16 protein-coding genes and 2 pseudogenes are annotated in these 19,630 nt (G+C 37.7%); 9 read left to right on the forward strand and 9 right to left on the reverse strand.

The window, feature by feature from the left end; translation table 11 throughout:
* The first annotated feature begins 58 nt into the window (after positions 1–58).
* The 5 genes from E4O00_RS13260 to rbr all read left to right on the forward strand — a co-directional run bounded on the left by E4O00_RS13260 (position 59) and on the right by rbr (position 5,361).
* Positions 59–757 (forward strand): cysteine peptidase family C39 domain-containing protein, encoded by a 699-nt coding sequence (locus tag E4O00_RS13260; protein WP_253679744.1) that lies wholly within the window; start codon positions 59–61, stop codon positions 755–757.
* Positions 738–2,117 (forward strand): peptidase domain-containing ABC transporter, encoded by a 1,380-nt coding sequence (locus E4O00_RS13265; protein ID WP_253677821.1) that lies wholly within the window; start codon positions 738–740, stop codon positions 2,115–2,117. The genes E4O00_RS13260 and E4O00_RS13265 overlap by 20 nt, the downstream gene beginning before the upstream one ends.
* Before the next feature lie 162 nt (positions 2,118–2,279).
* Entirely contained in the window at positions 2,280–3,284 is a 1,005-nt protein-coding gene (locus tag E4O00_RS13270; protein WP_253677822.1) for a beta-barrel domain-containing protein, read from the forward strand.
* 29 nt (positions 3,285–3,313) lie between these two features.
* Positions 3,314–4,651, forward strand: coding sequence for a TolC family protein (locus tag E4O00_RS13275; protein WP_253677823.1), 1,338 nt, complete (start codon positions 3,314–3,316; stop codon positions 4,649–4,651).
* A gap of 134 nt (positions 4,652–4,785) precedes the next feature.
* On the forward strand, positions 4,786–5,361 hold the full coding sequence (rbr, locus tag E4O00_RS13280) for a rubrerythrin (protein WP_253677824.1): 576 nt from the start codon (positions 4,786–4,788) through the stop codon (positions 5,359–5,361).
* Positions 5,362–5,397: 36 nt separating this feature from the next.
* On the opposite strand, the gene E4O00_RS13285 is transcribed toward rbr, so the two are convergent.
* The 6 genes and pseudogenes from E4O00_RS13285 to E4O00_RS13310 all read right to left on the reverse strand — a co-directional run bounded on the left by E4O00_RS13285 (position 5,398) and on the right by E4O00_RS13310 (position 11,436).
* Positions 5,398–7,107: a RecQ family ATP-dependent DNA helicase gene (locus E4O00_RS13285; protein ID WP_253677825.1), complete on the reverse strand. Its 1,710-nt coding sequence runs from the start codon at positions 7,105–7,107 to the stop codon at positions 5,398–5,400.
* Between the two features lie 208 nt (positions 7,108–7,315).
* Positions 7,316–8,125, reverse strand: a complete 810-nt coding sequence (locus tag E4O00_RS13290) for a DNA repair protein RecO (RefSeq protein ID WP_253677826.1) — start codon at positions 8,123–8,125, stop codon at positions 7,316–7,318.
* 2 nt (positions 8,126–8,127) lie between these two features.
* Positions 8,128–9,627 (reverse strand): HEAT repeat domain-containing protein, encoded by a 1,500-nt coding sequence (locus tag E4O00_RS13295; protein ID WP_253677827.1) that lies wholly within the window; start codon positions 9,625–9,627, stop codon positions 8,128–8,130.
* A gap of 70 nt (positions 9,628–9,697) precedes the next feature.
* A complete protein-coding gene (tgt, locus tag E4O00_RS13300) occupies positions 9,698–10,831 on the reverse strand; it encodes a tRNA guanosine(34) transglycosylase Tgt (protein ID WP_253677828.1) in 1,134 nt (377 codons plus the stop codon).
* A gap of 38 nt (positions 10,832–10,869) precedes the next feature.
* A pseudogene (mazF, locus tag E4O00_RS13305) lies at positions 10,870–11,209 on the reverse strand (endoribonuclease MazF).
* The gene (locus E4O00_RS13310) at positions 11,203–11,436 is read right to left on the reverse strand and encodes an AbrB/MazE/SpoVT family DNA-binding domain-containing protein (RefSeq protein WP_253677830.1); all 234 of its coding nucleotides are present in this window, start codon (positions 11,434–11,436) and stop codon (positions 11,203–11,205) included. Before E4O00_RS13310 ends, mazF begins: the two are co-directional and overlap by 7 nt.
* A gap of 270 nt (positions 11,437–11,706) precedes the next feature.
* On the opposite strand from E4O00_RS13310, the gene E4O00_RS13315 reads away from it, so the two are divergent.
* The 4 genes and pseudogenes from E4O00_RS13315 (at position 11,707) to deoC (ending at position 17,522) form a co-directional block, all read left to right on the forward strand.
* The gene (locus E4O00_RS13315; RefSeq protein ID WP_253677831.1) at positions 11,707–12,432 is read left to right on the forward strand and encodes a gamma-glutamyl-gamma-aminobutyrate hydrolase family protein; all 726 of its coding nucleotides are present in this window, start codon (positions 11,707–11,709) and stop codon (positions 12,430–12,432) included.
* Between the two features lie 58 nt (positions 12,433–12,490).
* Positions 12,491–14,040: pseudogene (locus E4O00_RS13320) on the forward strand (LamG-like jellyroll fold domain-containing protein).
* Positions 14,030–16,813: a tetratricopeptide repeat protein gene (locus tag E4O00_RS13325; RefSeq protein WP_253677832.1), complete on the forward strand. Its 2,784-nt coding sequence runs from the start codon at positions 14,030–14,032 to the stop codon at positions 16,811–16,813. The pseudogene E4O00_RS13320 and the gene E4O00_RS13325 overlap by 11 nt, the downstream one beginning before the upstream one ends.
* Before the next feature lie 58 nt (positions 16,814–16,871).
* Positions 16,872–17,522: a deoxyribose-phosphate aldolase gene (gene deoC / locus E4O00_RS13330; RefSeq protein WP_253677833.1), complete on the forward strand. Its 651-nt coding sequence runs from the start codon at positions 16,872–16,874 to the stop codon at positions 17,520–17,522.
* A gap of 97 nt (positions 17,523–17,619) precedes the next feature.
* Here the strand turns inward: deoC and E4O00_RS13335 are convergent, their stop codons facing one another.
* From E4O00_RS13335 to E4O00_RS13345, 3 genes are all read right to left on the reverse strand, one after another.
* On the reverse strand, positions 17,620–17,781 hold the full coding sequence (locus E4O00_RS13335; protein WP_253677834.1) for a ferritin-like domain-containing protein: 162 nt from the start codon (positions 17,779–17,781) through the stop codon (positions 17,620–17,622).
* On the reverse strand, positions 17,762–18,103 hold the full coding sequence (locus tag E4O00_RS13340) for a ferritin (RefSeq protein WP_253677835.1): 342 nt from the start codon (positions 18,101–18,103) through the stop codon (positions 17,762–17,764). The genes E4O00_RS13335 and E4O00_RS13340 overlap by 20 nt, the downstream gene beginning before the upstream one ends.
* Positions 18,104–18,168: 65 nt before the next feature.
* On the reverse strand, positions 18,169–19,602 hold the full coding sequence (locus E4O00_RS13345; protein WP_253677836.1) for a M20 family peptidase: 1,434 nt from the start codon (positions 19,600–19,602) through the stop codon (positions 18,169–18,171).
* Positions 19,603–19,630: the final 28 nt, after the last annotated feature.

Raw genomic sequence — 19,630 nt, forward strand, 5'->3', positions numbered from 1 at the left:
AGACTGCGGGCCTGCTTGCCTTGCTTCCGTTTGCAAATATTACGGGAAGAGAATCCCTATTTCTTATATACGCAAAATAGCAGGTACCGATAAAGGCGGTACATCAGGATACGGAATTGTCCGCGGTGCAGAAGAATTAGGGTTTTCATGTCAGGGAGCTTTAAGTCCCGAAAAAGAATTTTCCGAGGACATTGTGTTCCCTGTAATTGCTCATTTAAAAAGAAATGATTCAGAGCATTATGTTGTAATTTTTAAAATTAAAAAAGATAACGTAATTATAGGAGACCCTGCTTCAGGGCTTTTGAAAATACCTATAAGTGAATTTAAAAAAGAGTGGACCGGTGTCTTTTTTGTTTTAACTCCTCAAGAAAAATTTAAATTAAATAAAGATTCAGGCAGTATTTTAACCCGTTTTTTTTATCTTTTAAAGCCCCATAAAAAAATAGTAGGCGAAGTTCTTACGGCAAGTATACTCTTAAGTTTTTTAGGTATAATCGTTGCTTTTTATTTTCGGTTTTTGGTTGATGAAGTTTTATATTCAGGTACAAAAATAACGCTTAACTTGGTTTCTTTAGGATACCTTGTTGTAATTATTTTTCAAACGCTGTTAAATATTTCGCGTAATCAACTTATGCTTCATATGAGCAGTAAGATGGAAGCTGCTTTAAGTTTTGAATACTTTGACCATGTTCTTCATCTTCCGATGGATTTTTTTTACTACACGCAAAACAGGAGAGGTGCTTTCCCGTATTCATGATGTAAATACTATAAGACAGGTTCTATCTTCTACAGGAATGAATATTATTTTGGACTCCCTAATGCTTGCTGTAGGCGGAGCTTTTTTATGTGCCTCAGGCGGTATACTCATGCTGATTGCCATTATTCCGGTTATTATTTCTGCCGTTGTAATATGTTTTTTTGTAAGTCCCTATAGGCGAATGATAAAAGAAAAAGCCGTAATAGATGCCGAAAAATATTCGGGTATGGTAGAGTCCATAAACGGAATAGGAACGGTGAAAGCTCTTTCAAGTGAAGACCTTGCATTTGAGCGGACAGAAGTAAAAATGGTAGACTCCGTAAATAAGGGAATTGAAATAGGTACTCTTGCAAATATAGAAAATGCCGTGCAAATGGCTCTTTCTCAGCTTGGAACTTTAGGTGTTTATTGGGTAGGCAGTTTTAAAATATTAAACGGAACAATGAGCCTCGGACAATTGATAGCTTTTTCTATTTTGTCGGGATATTTTTTAGGCCCATTAGGGCGTTTATTAACCTTACAGCCTACATTACAGGAAGCCTTTGTTGCAGCCAACCGTCTTTCCGAAATACTTGATATGCCTATCGAAAAAACAACCTACTCGGGAAAAACTAAAATAGAAAATATAGAAGGTTCTATCGAAATTAAAAACTTATGTTTTGCATACGGTTTACATGGCAACACACTGGAAAATATTAATTTAAATATCAAACCCGGAATGAAAATTGCTTTTGTAGGAGCATCCGGTTCAGGCAAAACAACGCTTGTAAAACTGCTTATGAAATTTTATAATTTTCAAAGCGGGGAAATTCTTATTGACGGTTTAAATATAAAAGACTTGGAAACCGAATCATACCGTAAACTTATAGGTTATGTGCCGCAAGAAGTTCTGTTATTTTCAGGTTCTATTCGAGAAAATATTTTATGGGGAAACGGATTTTTACCGGAAAAAGCTTTATACTATGCAGCAAAAGCTTCCCGCTCCGATGCTTTTATAAACAAGCTGCCCGATCGTTACGAAACAATTATAGGAGAGCGGGGTGCAACTCTTTCGGGCGGTGAAAGGCAGCGTATAGCCTTAGCCCGCATTTTACTTAGAGACCCTAAAATATTGATACTTGATGAGGCAACTGCAAGTTTAGATGCTATTACCGAAAAAGCTATAATGAGTACAATCGAAGAAATAATTGAAAATAAAACAACAATTATTGTTGCTCACAGACTTTCGACAATTATAAATTGCGATAAAATTTTTGTATTTGATGGAGGTAAAATAAAAGAAGAAGGAACACACAAAGAGCTTATTTTAAAAAACGGAATATATACCGATCTTTGGAATGCTCAAAATACGGATATCTAACTTTTATTTTTGACTATGAAACCAATACGTCTTATACATCTTAAAGATTTACGTTATAAACATGAAATATTTTTACAAAAACCGCCGGCCGTTTTAACTGTTTTTATTTATATAATCGGCAGTCTAATGTTGTTTGCTTTTTTATATTGCACATTCGGAAAAATGGAAGAAGTAGTATATGCAAAAGGTCAGGTACGGCCCGTACAAAATATATCATTGGTAAAAAATATAGTTGCAGGTGAGATTGTACAAATAAATTATGTGCCGGGACAAAAGATAGAAAAAGGCTCGCAGCTTTTAAAAATTGATGCAGGTATTTATTCGGCAAGAAAAGAAGCTCTCCAAACCTACTATGATGAAGTGAATAAAAAAATTGAAGGAGTTAAAAATTTAATTAAAAGTTATAATGCCGGTAAGAATTTAATTTCTAAAAAAGATAGTTTAACCTATGCACGCTTTATGGTTTACAAAAATGAAAAAGAGATTTTAACAAAGCGTTATAACATGGTAAAAAAATTATGGCTTGAAGCACTTGAACTGCCCGCAACAGCAGTTCAACCTGCACGCTTAAGAGAATTAAAGTATCAATCGGATATAGCTGAATTGGATTTGACTACCTACAAAAATAAATTTATCAATTCTCTTCTTTCGGAATTGGATGCACTTTTAATAGAAAAGGAAAGAGTATATAGTCAACTAAAAGATGCTGATCTTTCTTTAAAAAATACTTGCATTATATCGCCCATATCGGGTTATGTGCAAGAAATATCTTCTTTAAATAAAGGAGATTATATTAATGCCGGACAGTCGATTCTTAACATTGTTCCTGATGCAACGGATAATTATAAAATTGAAATTCGTGTACCTGCAAAAGATGCAGGTAAAATAACCGAAAACATGAAAATAAAATACCGGTTTACTGCATTCCCCTATCATGAATTCGGCGGGCTTACAGGCGAGGTTATCAATATAGAGCCCGATTCATTTATAGATCGTGACGGTTCGGTTTATTTTGCCGTTACAGGTAATCTCGATAAAAATATATTAGTTGATAAAGAAAAAAAAGAATATCGTGTAAAACCCGGTTTAGAAATTGATGCACGTATTATTTTAAAAGAACAAAGTATTTTATGGCATTTTTTAAAAACAATGGATCTTGTATGGTAAAAAAAATTTTTTTTATATTTATATGTTGTATGGTATCTTCATTATATGCAATTGAATATGAAGACTTTATTGACATAGTTTTAACAAACAGTAATGAATATCAAAAGGCTCTTAGTAAATATAATATAAAAAAAATAGCAGCACAAAAAACACAATATAGATGGATTCCTAAACTATCATTAGATTTAAACTATATTGGAAATATGGAAGTTAAAAGCCGTGATCAAATACATGCTTTTACAACAGGTCTTAATTTAAAACAAACCTTGCCGATGGGAATGGGGTTAAATTTTAATATCAATAATACTTTTGCCTTAGCTAAAATACAAGGGGCAAAAAATGAATACAGCTCTTCTGCTAAGAGTCAATTTTTAATGCCGCTTTACTTTTTTGCTCCCGGTATTTTAAAACCTTATTCCGAATATGAGATTTATTTAGGCAAAGATAGTATTAATTTTGCCGATTTGGAATTAAAACGGATAAAACAAAAAATAATAGCAGAGGCCGTATATATTGCTGTTTCTTATTGGCTACAAAAAAAGACTCTTGAAATTGAAGAAGAAAAACTGCAAATAGATTTACAACTAGGTTTAAATGATGAAGCTTTATGGAAGCAAGGAAAACTTTCTACACTTGAACTTTCAGAAAAGAATACAAGAAGATATAATAATCAATTAAATCTTTTAAATTCAAAAAGAAGATACCTTCAAATGCTTCATAGTTTAAATTTAACGGGAGTGAGCGATGATACGATACCGGAGAAAATTGAACCTTGGATAAAAAAACTTGAAAACTACATTTCTTATGAGTATATAAATGAAGAAATAGAATTAGAGCTTAAACAAAAACAGTTAAAAATAAATCAATATTATACATTGAAAGAACAGCTTAATAGGCTGCCGTCATTTATATTTTCATTTACGGTTGATCCTGCTTCCAAATCAAAGGGAGGCGTTAAATTTAATGATACTATTCAAAATTACTGGAAGGCAGATAAAAACTGGCTTTTTAATTTTGCCATTGGAATAAATATTCCGCTGTCTCCCCTTGATGAAGCCTATGATATAGATAAGACAGCCAAAGAATTACTTAATTTAAATAAGTTAGAAATAGAAGCTCTTAATATCAATCATCAAAATAAAAAAGAAGTTCATGAAATAAATTTAAACATCTTAAATAAAATATGCATTTTAGCAGAAAAAAACAAACAAGATATACAAAATCGCTTGACCTCTTCGGAAGTTTTACTAAAACAAGGATATATAACCGAGATTGATTTTAAAATTCAAAATCTTGATTATCGGCTTTCGCAATTAAACAGTCTAAAAGCCAGACTTGATTACATAATTGAAGTCTTAAATTATTAAATTTTTTTATTTTCCTCGCCCCCTTTTATTATTTTAAAAATAGGTTTATACTAAACAAAGGGCTTCTTGTTTTAAAAAAATGAGTTTTTGCTCTGTGCCTCTTTTTAAAAACATGGAGCCTAAAGGAGAAGAGTATGCAATCATTAAAAGGAACAAAGACCGAACAAAATATTCTTTCGGCCTTTATCGGCGAGTCTCAGGCTCGTAACAAGTACACATTTTGGGCAAGTGCAGCCGAAAAAGAAGGTTTTGTGCAAATTGCAAGAATCTTTATCGAAACTGCGGAGCAGGAAAGGGAACATGCAAAGCGCCTCTTTAATTTTTTAGAAGGCGGAGATGTTACCGTTTCTGCAACGGCCCCTGCGGGCGTGGTCGGCACAACCTTGGAAAACTTAAAGCAGGCAGCGGCCGGTGAAAACCACGAATGGCAGCACATGTATCCTGAGTTTGCTAAGACGGCAAGGGAAGAAGGCTTCCCCCTAATCGCTGCCGTTATGGACAGCATCGCTGTTGCCGAAAAGTACCATGCAGAAAGGTATGAGGCCTTTATCAAAAGGATCGAGGAGAATTCCATGTGGGTACAAGAAAGTCCGACAACATGGAAGTGCTTAAACTGCGGCTTTATCGTAGTCAGCAAAAGTGCTCCCGAAAAATGCCCTGCCTGTGCTTATCCCAAAGCTTACTTTGCCCGCTTGGAAGAAAGTTTTTAAACTCGGCTTTTAAAGCCGACTTAAGTTAAGCTTGAATCAAACGGTAAGCTTATCGTGCCAAAGGGGGCTTTTCAATTTTTTGATAAGCCCCTCTTTAATAAGCTCTTCGCTTAAACGCTTTACATCCCCTGCTTCCCAAAATTCCTTCTTTGAAGAAAAAAAATCGATCGCTTCATTTTGAGTAAAAATTCTTTTGTTTGCTTTTATGAACCTTACAAAAAGCCTTTCGTCTTCGGGATATTGAACTGCTGTCTTATTGCAAATATCGCAGCCCGAACAGGCGATTACCTCTTCATCGGGGTTTGTCGCCTCTGCCCTTGTTTCGCCGAGGGCCTTTAATAGAACTGATCTTCGGCATTTTCCGCTTTCGGCAAAGTCTTTAAGAACCCCGGCCCTAAGGCGCTGTTTTTCGGGCAAGAGCTCTATCCGCTTTTTATCGGCAGGAGACCATAAAAGAACAGCCTCGGCTATGCTCCCGTCACGCCCGCCTCTTCCGGCTTCTTGAATATAGGCTTCCGCAGTAGGAGAAGGATCCATGTGGATTACGGTTTTAACATCCTTCTTGTCGACTCCCATCCCCCAAGCACAAGTACATATTAGTATGCCGCTTTTATGTGCATGGAACCATTTTTCGGTTTCGGCTTTTTCTTCTCTTTCGAGGCCTGCATGATAAAACCTTATATTTTCGTCGTTTAAGTGCAGACGCAAAAAAGAAGCCGTCTGTTCTGTTCCCTTTCGGCTGGAGCAAAAGATGACCATGGGCCTTTTTCTTTTTTTTACTTCCTCAAGAAGGGCAGGATTTTTTACCCTGCAATGCCTTACAAAATAAATTATATTTGTTCTGTCCGATTCGCCTCGAACCAAATGAGCCCTTCCCTCAAAAAGAATCTCGGCAATGCGCTGTAAGACAGGCGGACTCGCCGTTGCGGTAAAGGCTGAAACGGCGTAGGGGTGAAGCTTTTTGATTATGTTTGTAAGTTCAAGATAGGCCGGCCTAAAACTGTCTCCCCATTCGGTAACGCAGTGGGCCTCGTCTATCGCCAGGTGAACCACATTGCAGGCTGCAATCCTGTCGATTAGATTCCCGGCTGAAAGAACCTCGGGGTTTGCAATTATGAGCTTTGCAGGAGGCTTTCCGTCGCTTCCTTCCATGCGGGCAAGCTGTGCTTCTCTTTCTTCTTTAGTTTGACCGCCCTTAAAAATTACAGGCTCAAGCCCGCCCTCCGCCATGCGCCTAAACTGGTCGCTCATAAGGGCTAAAAGAGGATAGATGATTACGGTAGGCCCGTCCAACAAGAGGGCCGGAACTTGAAAGCACAAAGACTTTCCTGCTCCTGTCGGTAGGAGAATAATTTGCCTTCCTCTCATAATTCCGTCCTCATCATAGAGCTCAGTAAGTTTTTCTTCTTCGGTATTTGCGGTAATCTTTTGGAGCAATCTTGTTTTTGCATCCTTGTCCGAATCCGAAACTTCCCCGTTTTTCTTTTCAATCTCAATTTGTTCCGCTTCAATGCGGGCTTCGGCTGCATGAACCGCATCCAAGATATTGGCTATTGCAAGCCTCTGCCAAGGATATAGCGACGGAATCCCGAAAACGTTTTTTGCACAAACCGCAACGGCATCCTCGGTTTTTTCCAAACTGTATTCGGGATTGTCGGTCTCGCATACAAAGGGGCAATAAAGATCGTCAGGCGTATCGTCCCAGCGGTAAAGCTCTTCCATTGCTTTTAAATTTTGATTTTCCATTTTCACCTCTCAATATTATTGTACGAGATAGATGAAAGAAATAGTAATTTTTTAAAAAGAAATTATAAATAATATTTTATGCCTCTACCGCTGCCTTCTTTATAACAAACGCAAATACAACGTATTTTTTTGCGTTTCATTTACGTTTGAAACGTATTTTTTTTCGTTTTGTTTGTGTTTGCAAAATGAGTTTTAAAATCAGCCCGGATTACAACAAAAAATTACAGGATTCGAGAGTTTTAAAATTTGAACCTGCTGCGAGCCTTATAAGATAGAATAAAAAATCTTTTAGTTCAGCGTAGGCTTGTTCCGAGAGGTTTAATCCTCTCGATATTTTGGGGATAAGATTTTGAACTGCGAAGATGTATAAAAGGCTTTCGCCTGAAAGGGGGAAGGCCGGCTCGTGTTTATCAAGGCAGGCACTGCAAACACAAGAATCCTCATGCGGAACGAAAAAGAAGTTTTTTTCGCTATAAGAAAAATCTTCCGCATTTTTATTAAGAGCATTGGGTTCCGATTCTCTACCTGAAACCCTTATTCCGCAGCGGCAGCAATGTTCCATATCCGGGGCAAGACCCGATAAAGAAATGACCCTCCACAAAAAACGGAGCAAGGCTTTTCGGCATTCGTTTTCGGAAGAAACTGCAAGCCCCGTCAAAAAGGAATTTATGATTTGCCAGTCGATGTTTCCTTTAAGCTTGACGGCTAATTCGGCTGCAAAGGCTGCACACCAAATGCGGGTCAGGTTATCGCTGAGGCCTATGCGGTAGTCGCTTACCTTAAAGTCGCTTATCTTGTTTGAATTTTTTATTGGGTTTGAATAAATCCAAACTTCTCCGGTGTGGTAGGGAATTACCATGCTTCGCAGTTTGCTTTTAGGCCCTCCGAAGACGGCCGCATCTATCAGCTTGCAGGAGTGTTCCGTATCGGGTAAGAGGAGGAGGGCGTTTCTGTGTCCTTCGCCGAATGTCTTTAACGAAAGTACAAGAGCTTCAGAGACCCAAGAGCGGTTTGCCATTTTTACTTATTGCCCGTTTGATTATCTTGAGCGGAGTTTGTATTTCCGGCTTGCAATAGGTCTTTAGCCCTTCGGCTTAAAGCGCCGTTTTTTTCATCTTCGGCAATCGCGGAAACAAGGGGTATCAACTCAGGATATCTATTCCGTTTGAACATATCGAGCCCTATACTCTTAAATATCGGATCCTTATGATTTAGATAGGCTTCGGCTATCGGAGCTGTTCCTGTATTTTCAACTGTTGAAATAGTCTTGCCGAGTTCTGCGGAAAATTTATTTTTTTGTTTTTCGGAAATAGCTTTTAGTGCGGCCGCTTTTACATCCTCATAAATTAAATCAAAGTTATTTTTTAAAAGGCTTTCGGCAATTTTTAAGCGGAGAGATAAGCCTGTCTTTTCTTCATTAAAAGAATCTACAAGCCACTCATTTGCTTCCGCATTGTTAAAATGAGAGAGGGCCTCTATAGCGGCTATGCGGACCGTATTTTCAGGATCTTTTTTTGCACGGTATAAGATAAACGGAACGGCATCCTCCGCTTTTTCTTCCTTTGCAGATTGGATAGCTTGAAGTCTTACTTTATAATAGGAATCTTTAAAGGCTTGAATGATGATGTTTTTAGCCTTATCATCTTTAAAGCCTGCAATACCCTTTATCGCAGCTGTTCTTAAAATGGGATCCTTATCTTCAAAAATTTCGGATAAAATAGGAATAGCTCTTTCATCGCCTATCTTTCCTAAGGCTGAAACAGCTGTTCCCCTTATAATGGTATTTTCATCGGAGTCTTCAGCAACCCGGATTAAAAAATCCCATATTTCAGCAGGATGAAGTTCTTCCAATGCAAACATTATATTTTGTTTTATTATTAAAGATTTTTTTTCGTCATCGGAGGCCTCGGAGTCAAAAAGTTCCGTAAGAAAAATTGCATCGTCCGGTTTGCCTATCTTTCCGATTGCAGAAATACAAAGGTCTCTGTACTCGCTTTCTTCATCTTTTAAGATTGTACGCAGGGAATTTATTCCTTCATATATCGCAAGCTCTCTAATATAGGAAATTGCTGAGCGGACTGTTTCTTGAGGAAAGTCTTCTTTGTTTTCTAAGACCATGAGAGCATCGGCTTTTAAGCAATCATTCTTTTTTTCGGCAAAGTAAGCAAATAAGGCATCCCTGATGGCAGGAATCTTGGTCTCGGCAAATATTTTTTTCAAGTCGGCATCGAAGCGGTCATCTTCATCGGCTTTCAGCCTCTTTATAAGTTCTAAGATATCGTCACCGATACCGTATAGAATCGTATCTCTTTTTTCTTCAAATTCAGATACTTCTTTTTTCTTTGTTTTGTCATTAGTTTTATCTTCTGTCTTTTCTTGAGCGGATTTAGTTTCCTTATTTTCGGAAGACGGTTGAGCCGTTTCTTGGGCTCCAAGTTTAAGCGTTAAACTGAAAATAAATAAGAAACTGAGTACGCTGAGTTTTAAAAAAAAGTGTAATTCTTTTTTTAGGTTTTTCATAAATTATCCTCCGTGATACGGGTCCTGTTTTTACCTTGCAAAATATTAATGGTTTAGGCCTTACAAAACACTAACGGTTTTCGTATTTCTTTAAAAAGTTTTTATAGTAATCGTTAAAAGAATCATTTTGAATGGCTGCTCTTATGTCCTGTATCATACTATATAAAAAAGCTAAGTTGTGATAGGTTGCAAGCATTGAGTATAAAATTTCTTTTGTTCTAAATAAATGCCGCAAATAGGCCCTTGTATATTGTCGGCAAACCTTGCACTTGCATTGAGAATCGATCGGGTTAAAGTCGAACTCGTATTCTTTTCGTTTAATTGAAATGGCTCCTTTATGGGTAAAGAGGTTTCCGTTTCGGGCATTGCGTGAAGGCAGCACGCAGTCAAAAATATCGACTCCGTTTTTTACCGCCTCGAGAATGTAGTCTGGGGTTCCTATTCCCATTACATAGAGGGGCTTATTTTTAGGAATGTGCTTTGCCGTAAAGCTCAAATATTCTTGGTAGAGGTCTTTGGGTTCTCCTATCGAAAGGCCTCCTATGGCAATGCCTCGAGGCTCATGCTTTAAGATGGCTTCAAGGCTTTGAAGTCTTAGGTCTTCAAAAAAACCGCCTTGCACGATAGGAAAGAGGGCTCCGTCATATTCATCAGGAGTGTTGTGCCAGGCTGCAAAGGCCCTGTCGAGCCAGTTCATGGTTATTTTTAGGTCGGCAAGGGTTTGGGTTTTGCTTATCCCGAAAGCTGAGCAGATGTCCAGCTGCATCTGAATGTCGCTGTTAAAGCCTGTCTGCAATTCTACCGCAATTTCGGGACTTAAAAATTGACGGCTCCCATCTATGTGGCTTTGGAATTTTACGCCTTCTTCCGTAATTTTTCGCAGCTGTGAGAGCGAAAAAACTTGAAAGCCCCCGGAGTCGGTTAAAAAGTTTTTTTTCCAGCCTGAAAAGCCGTGTAAGCCTCCGGCCGCCTTTATTACCTCGATTCCCGGGCGCAAAAAAAGATGATATGTATTGGCCAAGATAATTTCAAAGCCTATTTCGTCTAAGTCGTCCTTTGTCATCGCCTTTACCGTAGCCGCCGTTCCCACGGGCATAAAAGCCGGAGTAAGCACCTTCCCGTGAGGTAGCTCCAAAACTCCCGTCCTTGCAGGAGATGACGCATCTTGATGTAAAAGCGTAAAAATTTCTTTTTTTTCTTTCATTAATTATTCGATCCTATAATCGTTTGAGAGTTATGTGATTACTCAATCAACAACTTTATATTATCTACAACAGCATTTATCTCTTCATCTGTTGCTTTGTCTATAAAATCACAGCTTCTTTTTTTTATAATCAAGGTTCTTTACTTGGTCGCTAAGAATACAGCCATTTATCGAAGGATTATCCAATACAATTTCAAAAGGATAGCCTTTTATATGGCTTGTAATAGGACAAAATAAAGCAAGTCCAACTTTTTGATTATATCTTTTTTGAGAAATGCAAATTGCAGGACGACGGCCTTTCTGCTCATGTCCTGCTTGCGGATTAAAATCAAGCCAAACTAAATCGCCTTTATCGGGAACATAATTTGAATTTACCATTCTTCGTTACCTACTGAATAACTTGTCGATATTTCTGAATGAACATTTTCAGAAGTAACCATTTCCAGCATATCATCAAGAGTTTTTTTCTGGGGAAGAATTACCATTTTTCCTTTTTCTGCTATTACTTCTATTTTGCTTCCATTCTTTACATTATTATCTTTTGCCCAAAGAGACGGAATTCTAAATCCGAGGCTGTTACCCCATTTCTGAACTACAACCTGCATAATGCACCTCCATTATTTTTAGTATATACATTGTATAGTCTGATTGTCAAGGCTTTTTTCAAAAAAAATGGGCTTGCTCCACTTTATTCAATCTGTCAAGATTCGTTTATCGAATTTTCCGAACCGATATTTTTTCTAAGCATTCTGCCGGATCGCTGCTTATGCATAAAATTTTTCTCTTCCATTGACAAAATATAAAAATAAATTGTAATATACTTTAAATAAATATAAAGGGATTTTTTGTCCTTGAAAATTTTTATGGGAGTTAATATGAAAAAACCGCTTATAGGAATAACAGGAAGCTGTCTTTATGAAACCTCGCAAAGTCTTTTTGCAGGTTATGAAAGAATGTACACCAATGCAGACTATGTAAATGCCGTGACGGCTGCAGGCGGTGTTCCTCTTATGATTCCTATCATTGATGATGAGGCAGAAATTGAACGCCAGATTGAGAATCTGTCAGGGATTATAATTATGGGCGGGCATGATGTAGAGCCTCATTTTTATAATGAGGAGCCGCTTTCTTGTCTTGGGGAGCTTCTTCCGAAGCGGGATGTTTATGAGCTAAAACTTATCAAGGCGGCCAAGGCTTTAAAAAAGCCTATCTTAGGAATATGCAGAGGAATGCAGATTTTAAATGTTGCTTTCGGAGGTTCTCTCTATCAGGATTTATCTCTTATAAAAAGAGATATTCAGATACAGCATGTTCAAAAAGCCCGTTCTCAGGAACGCACCCATTCTATCAAGACCGAAGATAATTCGATTATGCAAAAAGTTTTCGGCAAAGAAGATATGGTAAACTCTTATCATCATCAGGCCGTAAAAGTGCTTGCAAAGGATTTTAAGATTACAGCCTATGCTCCCGACGGAATTGTTGAAGCCATAGAGTATACCGGAGACTCTTTTATAATGGGCGTTCAATTTCATCCCGAAATGACGGCTGCCGTTCATAAGCCCTCATTGGATTTGTTTAAAGAGTTTATAAGTCATTGTTAGCAGCTCAAAATAAATAAAAAGATATTCTTGATGTGCGGAGCTTTTTTGCCGATAATAAGTGCAGATTATGTGTAAATTTAAACTAAATTGGCGAAAAAGCTCTGCCCTGAGCCTTATATTTTTTTATATTCTCTTAATTTCCGCTTTTTCTGAAGATGCAGTCTTAAATTTCGGCGGAAAATTGGGCTGGAACAATATTGTCTATTCCCGAAATATAGAACAAAGAAAGGGAAAATTCGGTTTACAGTCTTTGGGGCTTACCTCATCCGTGCAAAATCTTACCGAAACTGCGGATATGTACCTTAGTTTTGATTTTAAGGACACAGTTGAAGAAACCGGAAATTATACTATCGTTAATTCTTCAATTATTCATATTGGTGCCGACAAGGCAAAACTTGGAGAAGGAGCTGCTCTTTTTCATTATAATTCGAATAATGAAAGTTTGGTACTAAAACCTTCAAAGACTTCTTTTTTTTGCAGGGGCTAAAGTTTTAAAATCTTTTACCGTAGAATTTTGGTTATGCCCGCAGACAACCGAAAGCGGGAGCACTATTTTACGCTGGTGGACTTCCTTGGTTGAAGGCCGAAGAACAATGTACCAAAATATAGCTGCAAGCATTTTTAACAATAAACTTGAATGGTCTTTTTTAAATATTTGGCAGGACAAGAACAATAAGGGCCTGGATGTCAGGCTTTCAGGAAAGTCAAACATAATCCCCGAAATTTGGAGTCATCACCTTATTACCTATGATGAAAATACAGGCCTTTTGGAATATAGGATGAACGGCAAATCCGAAGCTATTGTTTATATGACCGACTCAGGAAGAGAAAGCAAGCAGGTGCTTTATTCGGCATTGGGAGCATCCTCGGATGTACTGATCGGATTAAACTATTCCGGCTTAATTGATGAGCTAAGGGTTACAAACTTTTTTTCTCAATTCGGAATGCCGTGGGAAATATCTTCCTTGTTTGAAAAATATCCTCAAGACGGCGGCCGCGTAGAAACAAATATAATCGACACCGGAGGAAATAAATCCCGGCCTCTTTTGTTAAAGGCTGCATATGAAACACCTGAACAAACCGATGCTGAATTTTTTTATCAGGGCTGCCGACAGTCCTTTTAATTGGAACGGAAGCTATCCTGAATGGAAAAGTATTAAACCGAATGAGGCAATAAAAAATGTTGCCGGACGTTTTTTTCAAATTGCCTGTGATATTTATCCCGATGCGGAAGGTCTTAAATCCCCGCTGATTCATTCTTTTTCTTTGGAATATGAAAAAGATAATCTTCCGCTTCCTCCTGCAAGGGTTGTTGCAAGGGCGGGAGATTCATCGGTTGAATTATTCTGGCCGCCTTCTATAGATACTGATGTAAAAGGATATCTAATTTATTTTGGAAACAAAAAAGGAGAGTACTTCGGTGAAGGTTCTCCAATTGATGTAGGCAATGTAACAAATTACAAAATAGAAAATTTAAAAAACGGCAAAATATATTTTTTTGCGATAGCCGCTTATGATGAAGAAAACGGAGAACATGCCGGTGATACATCAAAAGAGGCGTGGGCTCGTCCTTTGCAAAGCAAAAAGGAAGGAAAAAATGTCGAGTAATTTGAACATAATAATTGAGCAGGCTAATTCAGCTATTTTATCCCGTGACTATGATTTTGCAGAAAAAATTTTATTGAACCAGCTTAAAAAGCAAAAGAATACGCCTGACGAATATTATCAGCTAAAAAGTCTTTTGGGAAAACTCTATGTCCGATCAGGCGACATGAAAAAAGGCTTGGATGTATATAAAGAGCTCAATTCTCTTAATCCAAATAATTTGGATATTCTAAATAATATGGGTGTTATATACCGCCGTCTGAATATGTTTAATGAATCGGTAGTTATATTGGAAAAGGCAAAGGCTATAGATACTAAAAATGAAACAACTCTTTATAATCTAGGAAATACATATAAACAAAACGGTGATTATAAACATGCAATACAATGTTTTACCGATGTATTGGAAATGAAGCCTGATGATGCCCTTGCATATAATCATTTAGCAAGCGTATATTTTTTATGCAAAGATTATCCTAAGGCTCTTGAAACATATAAACTTGGTTTGAAGGTTGATCCCAATCATCCTTTTTTGAATTTTAATCTTGCAGAATTATATAAAGAAGAAAAACTTTATAAAGAGGCAATTAATTCATATCAAACTGCAATAAAAACAAAACCGAATTGGGATGAAGCTCTTACAGCCATTGCCGATTGTTATGTGCAAATTGGAGAATCGGAAAAAGCGATTGAAACCTATAAAATGCTTATAGATTCAAACGGTAAATCCGAAGATAATTTTACAAAATTGGCAAAACTTTATGAGGCTGCCCGTGATGATAAAAATGCTGAAGATTTGTATAAAAAAGCAACTGATTTAAATGAAAGTTTTTTGCCTGCCGTCCTCGGATATTCTAATTTGCTGAAAAATCAAAAAAGATATTTTGATGCTTATAATATTTTAATAAATGCTAAAGATAAATATCCTGATAATAAAGAATTATTATTGAATACATCGGAAGTTTGTCTGATGCTTGAAGATTATGCAAAGGCAAAAGAAATTTTAAATCACTTAAGTGCACAAATTAAGGGAGATAAAGATGTTCTTAAAATGCAGGGTAAACTGTATTCCGTATTAGGCGATACTAAAAGAGCTGAACTTATATTTGAGCGCTTACTTCAGCTTTCTCCAAGCGAAATAAATATGAGGGCAGAACTTGCTGATCTTTATTTTCATAACGACAAGTATAAAGAAGCGGCAAACGAACTTATCAAATATCTAAACGAAAAACCTCAAGAAGTTTCGGCTAGGCTAAAATTAGGAAAAGCTTATGAGCAAATGAAAAGATATGACTTGGCCAAGCATGAGTATAATAAGATAATAAAAAATGATGCAAAAAATACGGAAGCTCTTGAAGCAATTGTAGAGTTAAATAAAAAAGAAGGCAACACTTTTGAGGCTGTGCGTCTTGCAAATGAAATTGTAGATATTCAAACCGACAAAGCTGAAAACGATGACATAAGCAGTTTGTCACGGTCTTTGGAATTGTATGAAGAAGCTGTTAAATCATACGGTGATGAAGATATCCTAAATAAAAATCTTGATAAACTTAAAATTCCTCAAGAAGAGGTTGACATAAGCCCTGAGCAAGATCTAAAAGATTTGGGAGATATAAATTTTGAAGATGATGATGAAATAACTTTGAGCGAAAGCTTTGAAGATATGTCTGACTTGGAAATGCCATTTGATGATTTGATGGAATTGGCTGATGACGAAATTTTTGATCGAGGAGAAGATGAAGAGTCGTTGGATAATTTGGTATATGTAGATGCCCCTATTGATGACAGTCCCGATATCGACGGTGAGTATGACCCTCTTGAGCTTGGTCAGTCAGGTTTGAAAAATGGCCGCAAAAATGATATACTTGAAGAAGAATTTCAGCTTCCTGATACGGCAGAAAAAGAAGAGTCGGCTTTAAAACAGCCGGCCGCTCCTCAAGAACCGGCCTCACAGTATCAAGCACCTCCAGGTAAAACGGCCCCGTCTCAATCTGAACCGCATCCTCAAGCTCAGCCTCCTCAGTCAAGCTTACCTGAACAAGACACCCATAATGAGACTGATGACTCTTTTTATAATGATGACGGAACTGAACAGCAGAATGAAGAAATTGAAAAAGTAGAAGCAACAGAAGACTTTGAACCAAGACCGGAGCCGGAGTCCGATTATAGTCCAATGATGGAAAGACCTATCGGCAAAAAAATACCGCATTCTTCTTCTAATGGTTCAGCCCTTGATGAAATAGATTTAAGTCCTGATGATAGCTTTTTTGATCCTGGATCTACAGCTCCGGACTCTCTTATTCCTTCCTCATTTGATGATGAAGATATCTTTGCTCCTATTGAAGAAACTATAGATGAAGTTTCCGAAAAGCCGAATATTTCTATTCTGCCTCATGGTGTAAAATCTTCTCCTCAATTTGAAGAAGAGCTGGATACCATTGAAAGCGATGAAATCGTTAAGCTTTTTATGTATTTGAGGGATTTATTGGATAATCTTCCTTCTGTAGAGCTAAAAGATTTTCTTATCAGCAATGAGCGCATTCAAATGGAATATGTGATAAATAAGCTATCCGGAGATGTCGGCCTAAAACGCAGAATGATTCTATTAAATGTAAAAGGTGCCTTGAAAAAAACAATAGATCCTCAAACTGCAACCGATAAAAATTTAAAAGATGTTTTGGGTTATCTTAGAATAGTTTCTTCTCAGCTTCCCGATAAGGGGTTTGCTTCTGCATGTATAGGAAAAATCAATAAGCTGATAAAACAAATCGAATAAGTTTTGCCGTATGGACAAAAGGCAAAATATATATTATTTTTAAATTAGGAGTTTAGATATGGAATTAAATAAATATATAGATCACACCCTTCTTAAACCGACGGCTTCCGAAAAGGATATAATCAAGATTTGTAATGAAGCAAAGGAGTATCATTTTGCTTCCGTTTGTGTAAACCCTTGTAATGTTTCATTGGTTAGCAAGGAGCTTAACGGTTCGGATGTAAAAGTGTGCAGCGTTATTTCTTTTCCCTTCGGTACATCTTCAACAGAGGTAAAGGTAGAAGAAGCTAAAAAGGCAATCGAGGCCGGTGCTGAAGAGATAGACATGGTTATTAATGTCGGAAAACTTTTGGAAGGAGATTTGGAATATACTCAAAATGAGGTGAGCGCCATTACAAAGGCCTGTCATGAAAAAAATGTTCTTCTTAAAGTGATTGTCGAAACCTGTTATCTTGAAGAAAAAAATATCGCGGATATTTGTGCAATTATCGAAAAGGCCGGAGCGGATTTTATAAAAACCTCGACAGGTTACGGTTCCCGCGGTGCTTCGGTTGAAGATATAAAACTTTTTAAAAAGTACTTAAAAAAAGATACGAAGATAAAGGCTTCGGGCGGAGTGCGTACCCGCGAAGATGCGGAAAGCTACATCGGCTTGGGCTGTTCAAGAATAGGTGCAAGCAGCGGTATCGCAATAGTTACAGGTAAGTAAATTTTAAAAAGCTGATTGAAAAAATCTTTCATCGATAACAAATAAAAAACCGGTCTCAAGCGAGCCGGTTTTTTATTTTAAACGATTTATAAACAGCTTAAGCCCGTGCTGCAAGCTCTCTATCCAAAATCATTAAACCTGCGTTGTTGTCAATGTATCTAAACTTATCCAAGATAGCCGTAACATTAGCTTCTTCTTCAACCTGCTCATTGATAAACCAAGTTAAAAAGCTTTGAGTTTTATAGTCTTTTTTCTGCAATGGCCAATTCGTAAAGGCTTGTGATTGAAGCTGTTACAAATTTTTCGTGTTCCAAAACCTTTTTTACTACCTCAATAGGTTTTCCGTATTCGGTACTCTGGGCACCGATGGCTCCTAAAACCGGCTTTGCTCCAATTTCAAATAAATATCTGTATATTTTAAGAGCATGTTCCATTTCTTCTTTAGCTTGTTCCTGCATCCAATGGGCAAAACCCGGAAGAGCCTCTGCTTCAAAATGTACAGCCATTCCTAAATACAAATAAGCCGATTCCATTTCCTTGTTAATCTGCTCGTTTAAAGCCTTTGTAATTTTTTCGTTCATAATATTTACCGCCTTTTGTTTATATGCATAAATAAAAGATAACACTATTTTTGTCTACAGTCAAGTTAAAATTTATTCATTATGCGTACAAAAAAGGCGAGGGTACGTTTAAACTCGTCCAAGCGTATTCTTTCATCATTGCCGTGAATCAACCCTCTTTCTTCTTTTGTTAGGTGCATCGCAGAAAAACGGTATACCTTGTCCGATATTCTTGAGTAATGGCGGGAATCAGAGCAGGCCATCATAAGATACGGCGTTACAAGAGCATTTTCCCAAGTTTGCCTGATTGCATCGCTTAAAAGTTCAAATTCGGGGCAATCTATTTTTGAATAGCGGCTGGGTTCCTCATCATATTTTACCTCTATCTTTATGTCTTCATTTTTTATTACTCTTTTAAAATGAGAAACAATATTCTCTCTTCCGTCTTCGGCCAAATAGCGGATATTGATTCCTATGCTCGCCTTAGGCGGAATAACATTAAAGGCATCGGAGCCGGACATCTTTGTTACGGCCGTTGTAGTGCGGAGCATTGCGTTTAATTCCCCGCCCGTTTTTTTGGTAAGCAGATTAAATAAGGGATAGAAAACTTTTAGGTTTGCAAAGACCAGCCTCATTCCAAGGCCTGCATGACGGCCCAGTACATCGAACATGGCCGAAACGGGCGGCGTTATATGCATGGGGAGGGGATTATTTTCGATATTGCAAACTGCCTTAGAAAGCTCCCCGACAATTGTGTGCCGCGGAGGTGTTGAAGCGTGCCCGCCCTTACTTTCCATAGAAAGCTCCGCATCCATCTGTCCCTTTTCTCCTATACCTATTACGGCAAACCTTTCTTTGATGCCGGGGAAGACACCTTCAACTACGGCCCCTCCTTCATCGAGAACGAAGTCTACTTTTATGTTTTCTTTTTTAAGTTCTTCGACTATTGCAGGACAGCTTGGGCCGTGAGGCTCCTCATCTCCCGAAAACGAAAGATAGATATCGTGCTCGGGTACAAACCCCTTTGAAAGGAGATACTCGGCAGCTTCCATTACACCGCAGAGGGTGCACTTAGTGTCCAAGGTACCTCGGCCCCACAGTACATTATCTATAATTTCTGCCCCGAAGGGATCGCGGCTCCAGCCCTCCCTGTTTACGGGAACTACATCATAATGGGCCATAAAAACCGAAGCCTTTTCGGAGCTCTTGCCTTTCCAATGATAGAGGAGTCCCTTAGGCCCCAAGATTTGCCGCGGACAGGTTTTGGTGACAAGAGGGTAGGCCTCGTTAAGATAGTCTTGGAATTTTCTAAAAACGGCCGGGTCTTCAAGGCTGACATCGGCATGAGACACTGTCGGAATCTTTATCATCCCCGCAAAACGGCTTATAGCCTTGTCAAAGTCCATATCGACATCTTCGATAATAATCTTATTTAATTTTTTAGGTTTAAATGTAAGAGCTCTTAATACTAACCATAAAGGAAACACAAGAAGCAAAAATAACAAGTAAAAATAATTCATAAGTTTCTCCCAATTTTCTAACCCGTAT

Source organism: Treponema sp. OMZ 788 (assembly GCF_024181245.1).
GTDB lineage: Bacteria > Spirochaetota > Spirochaetia > Treponematales > Treponemataceae > Treponema_B.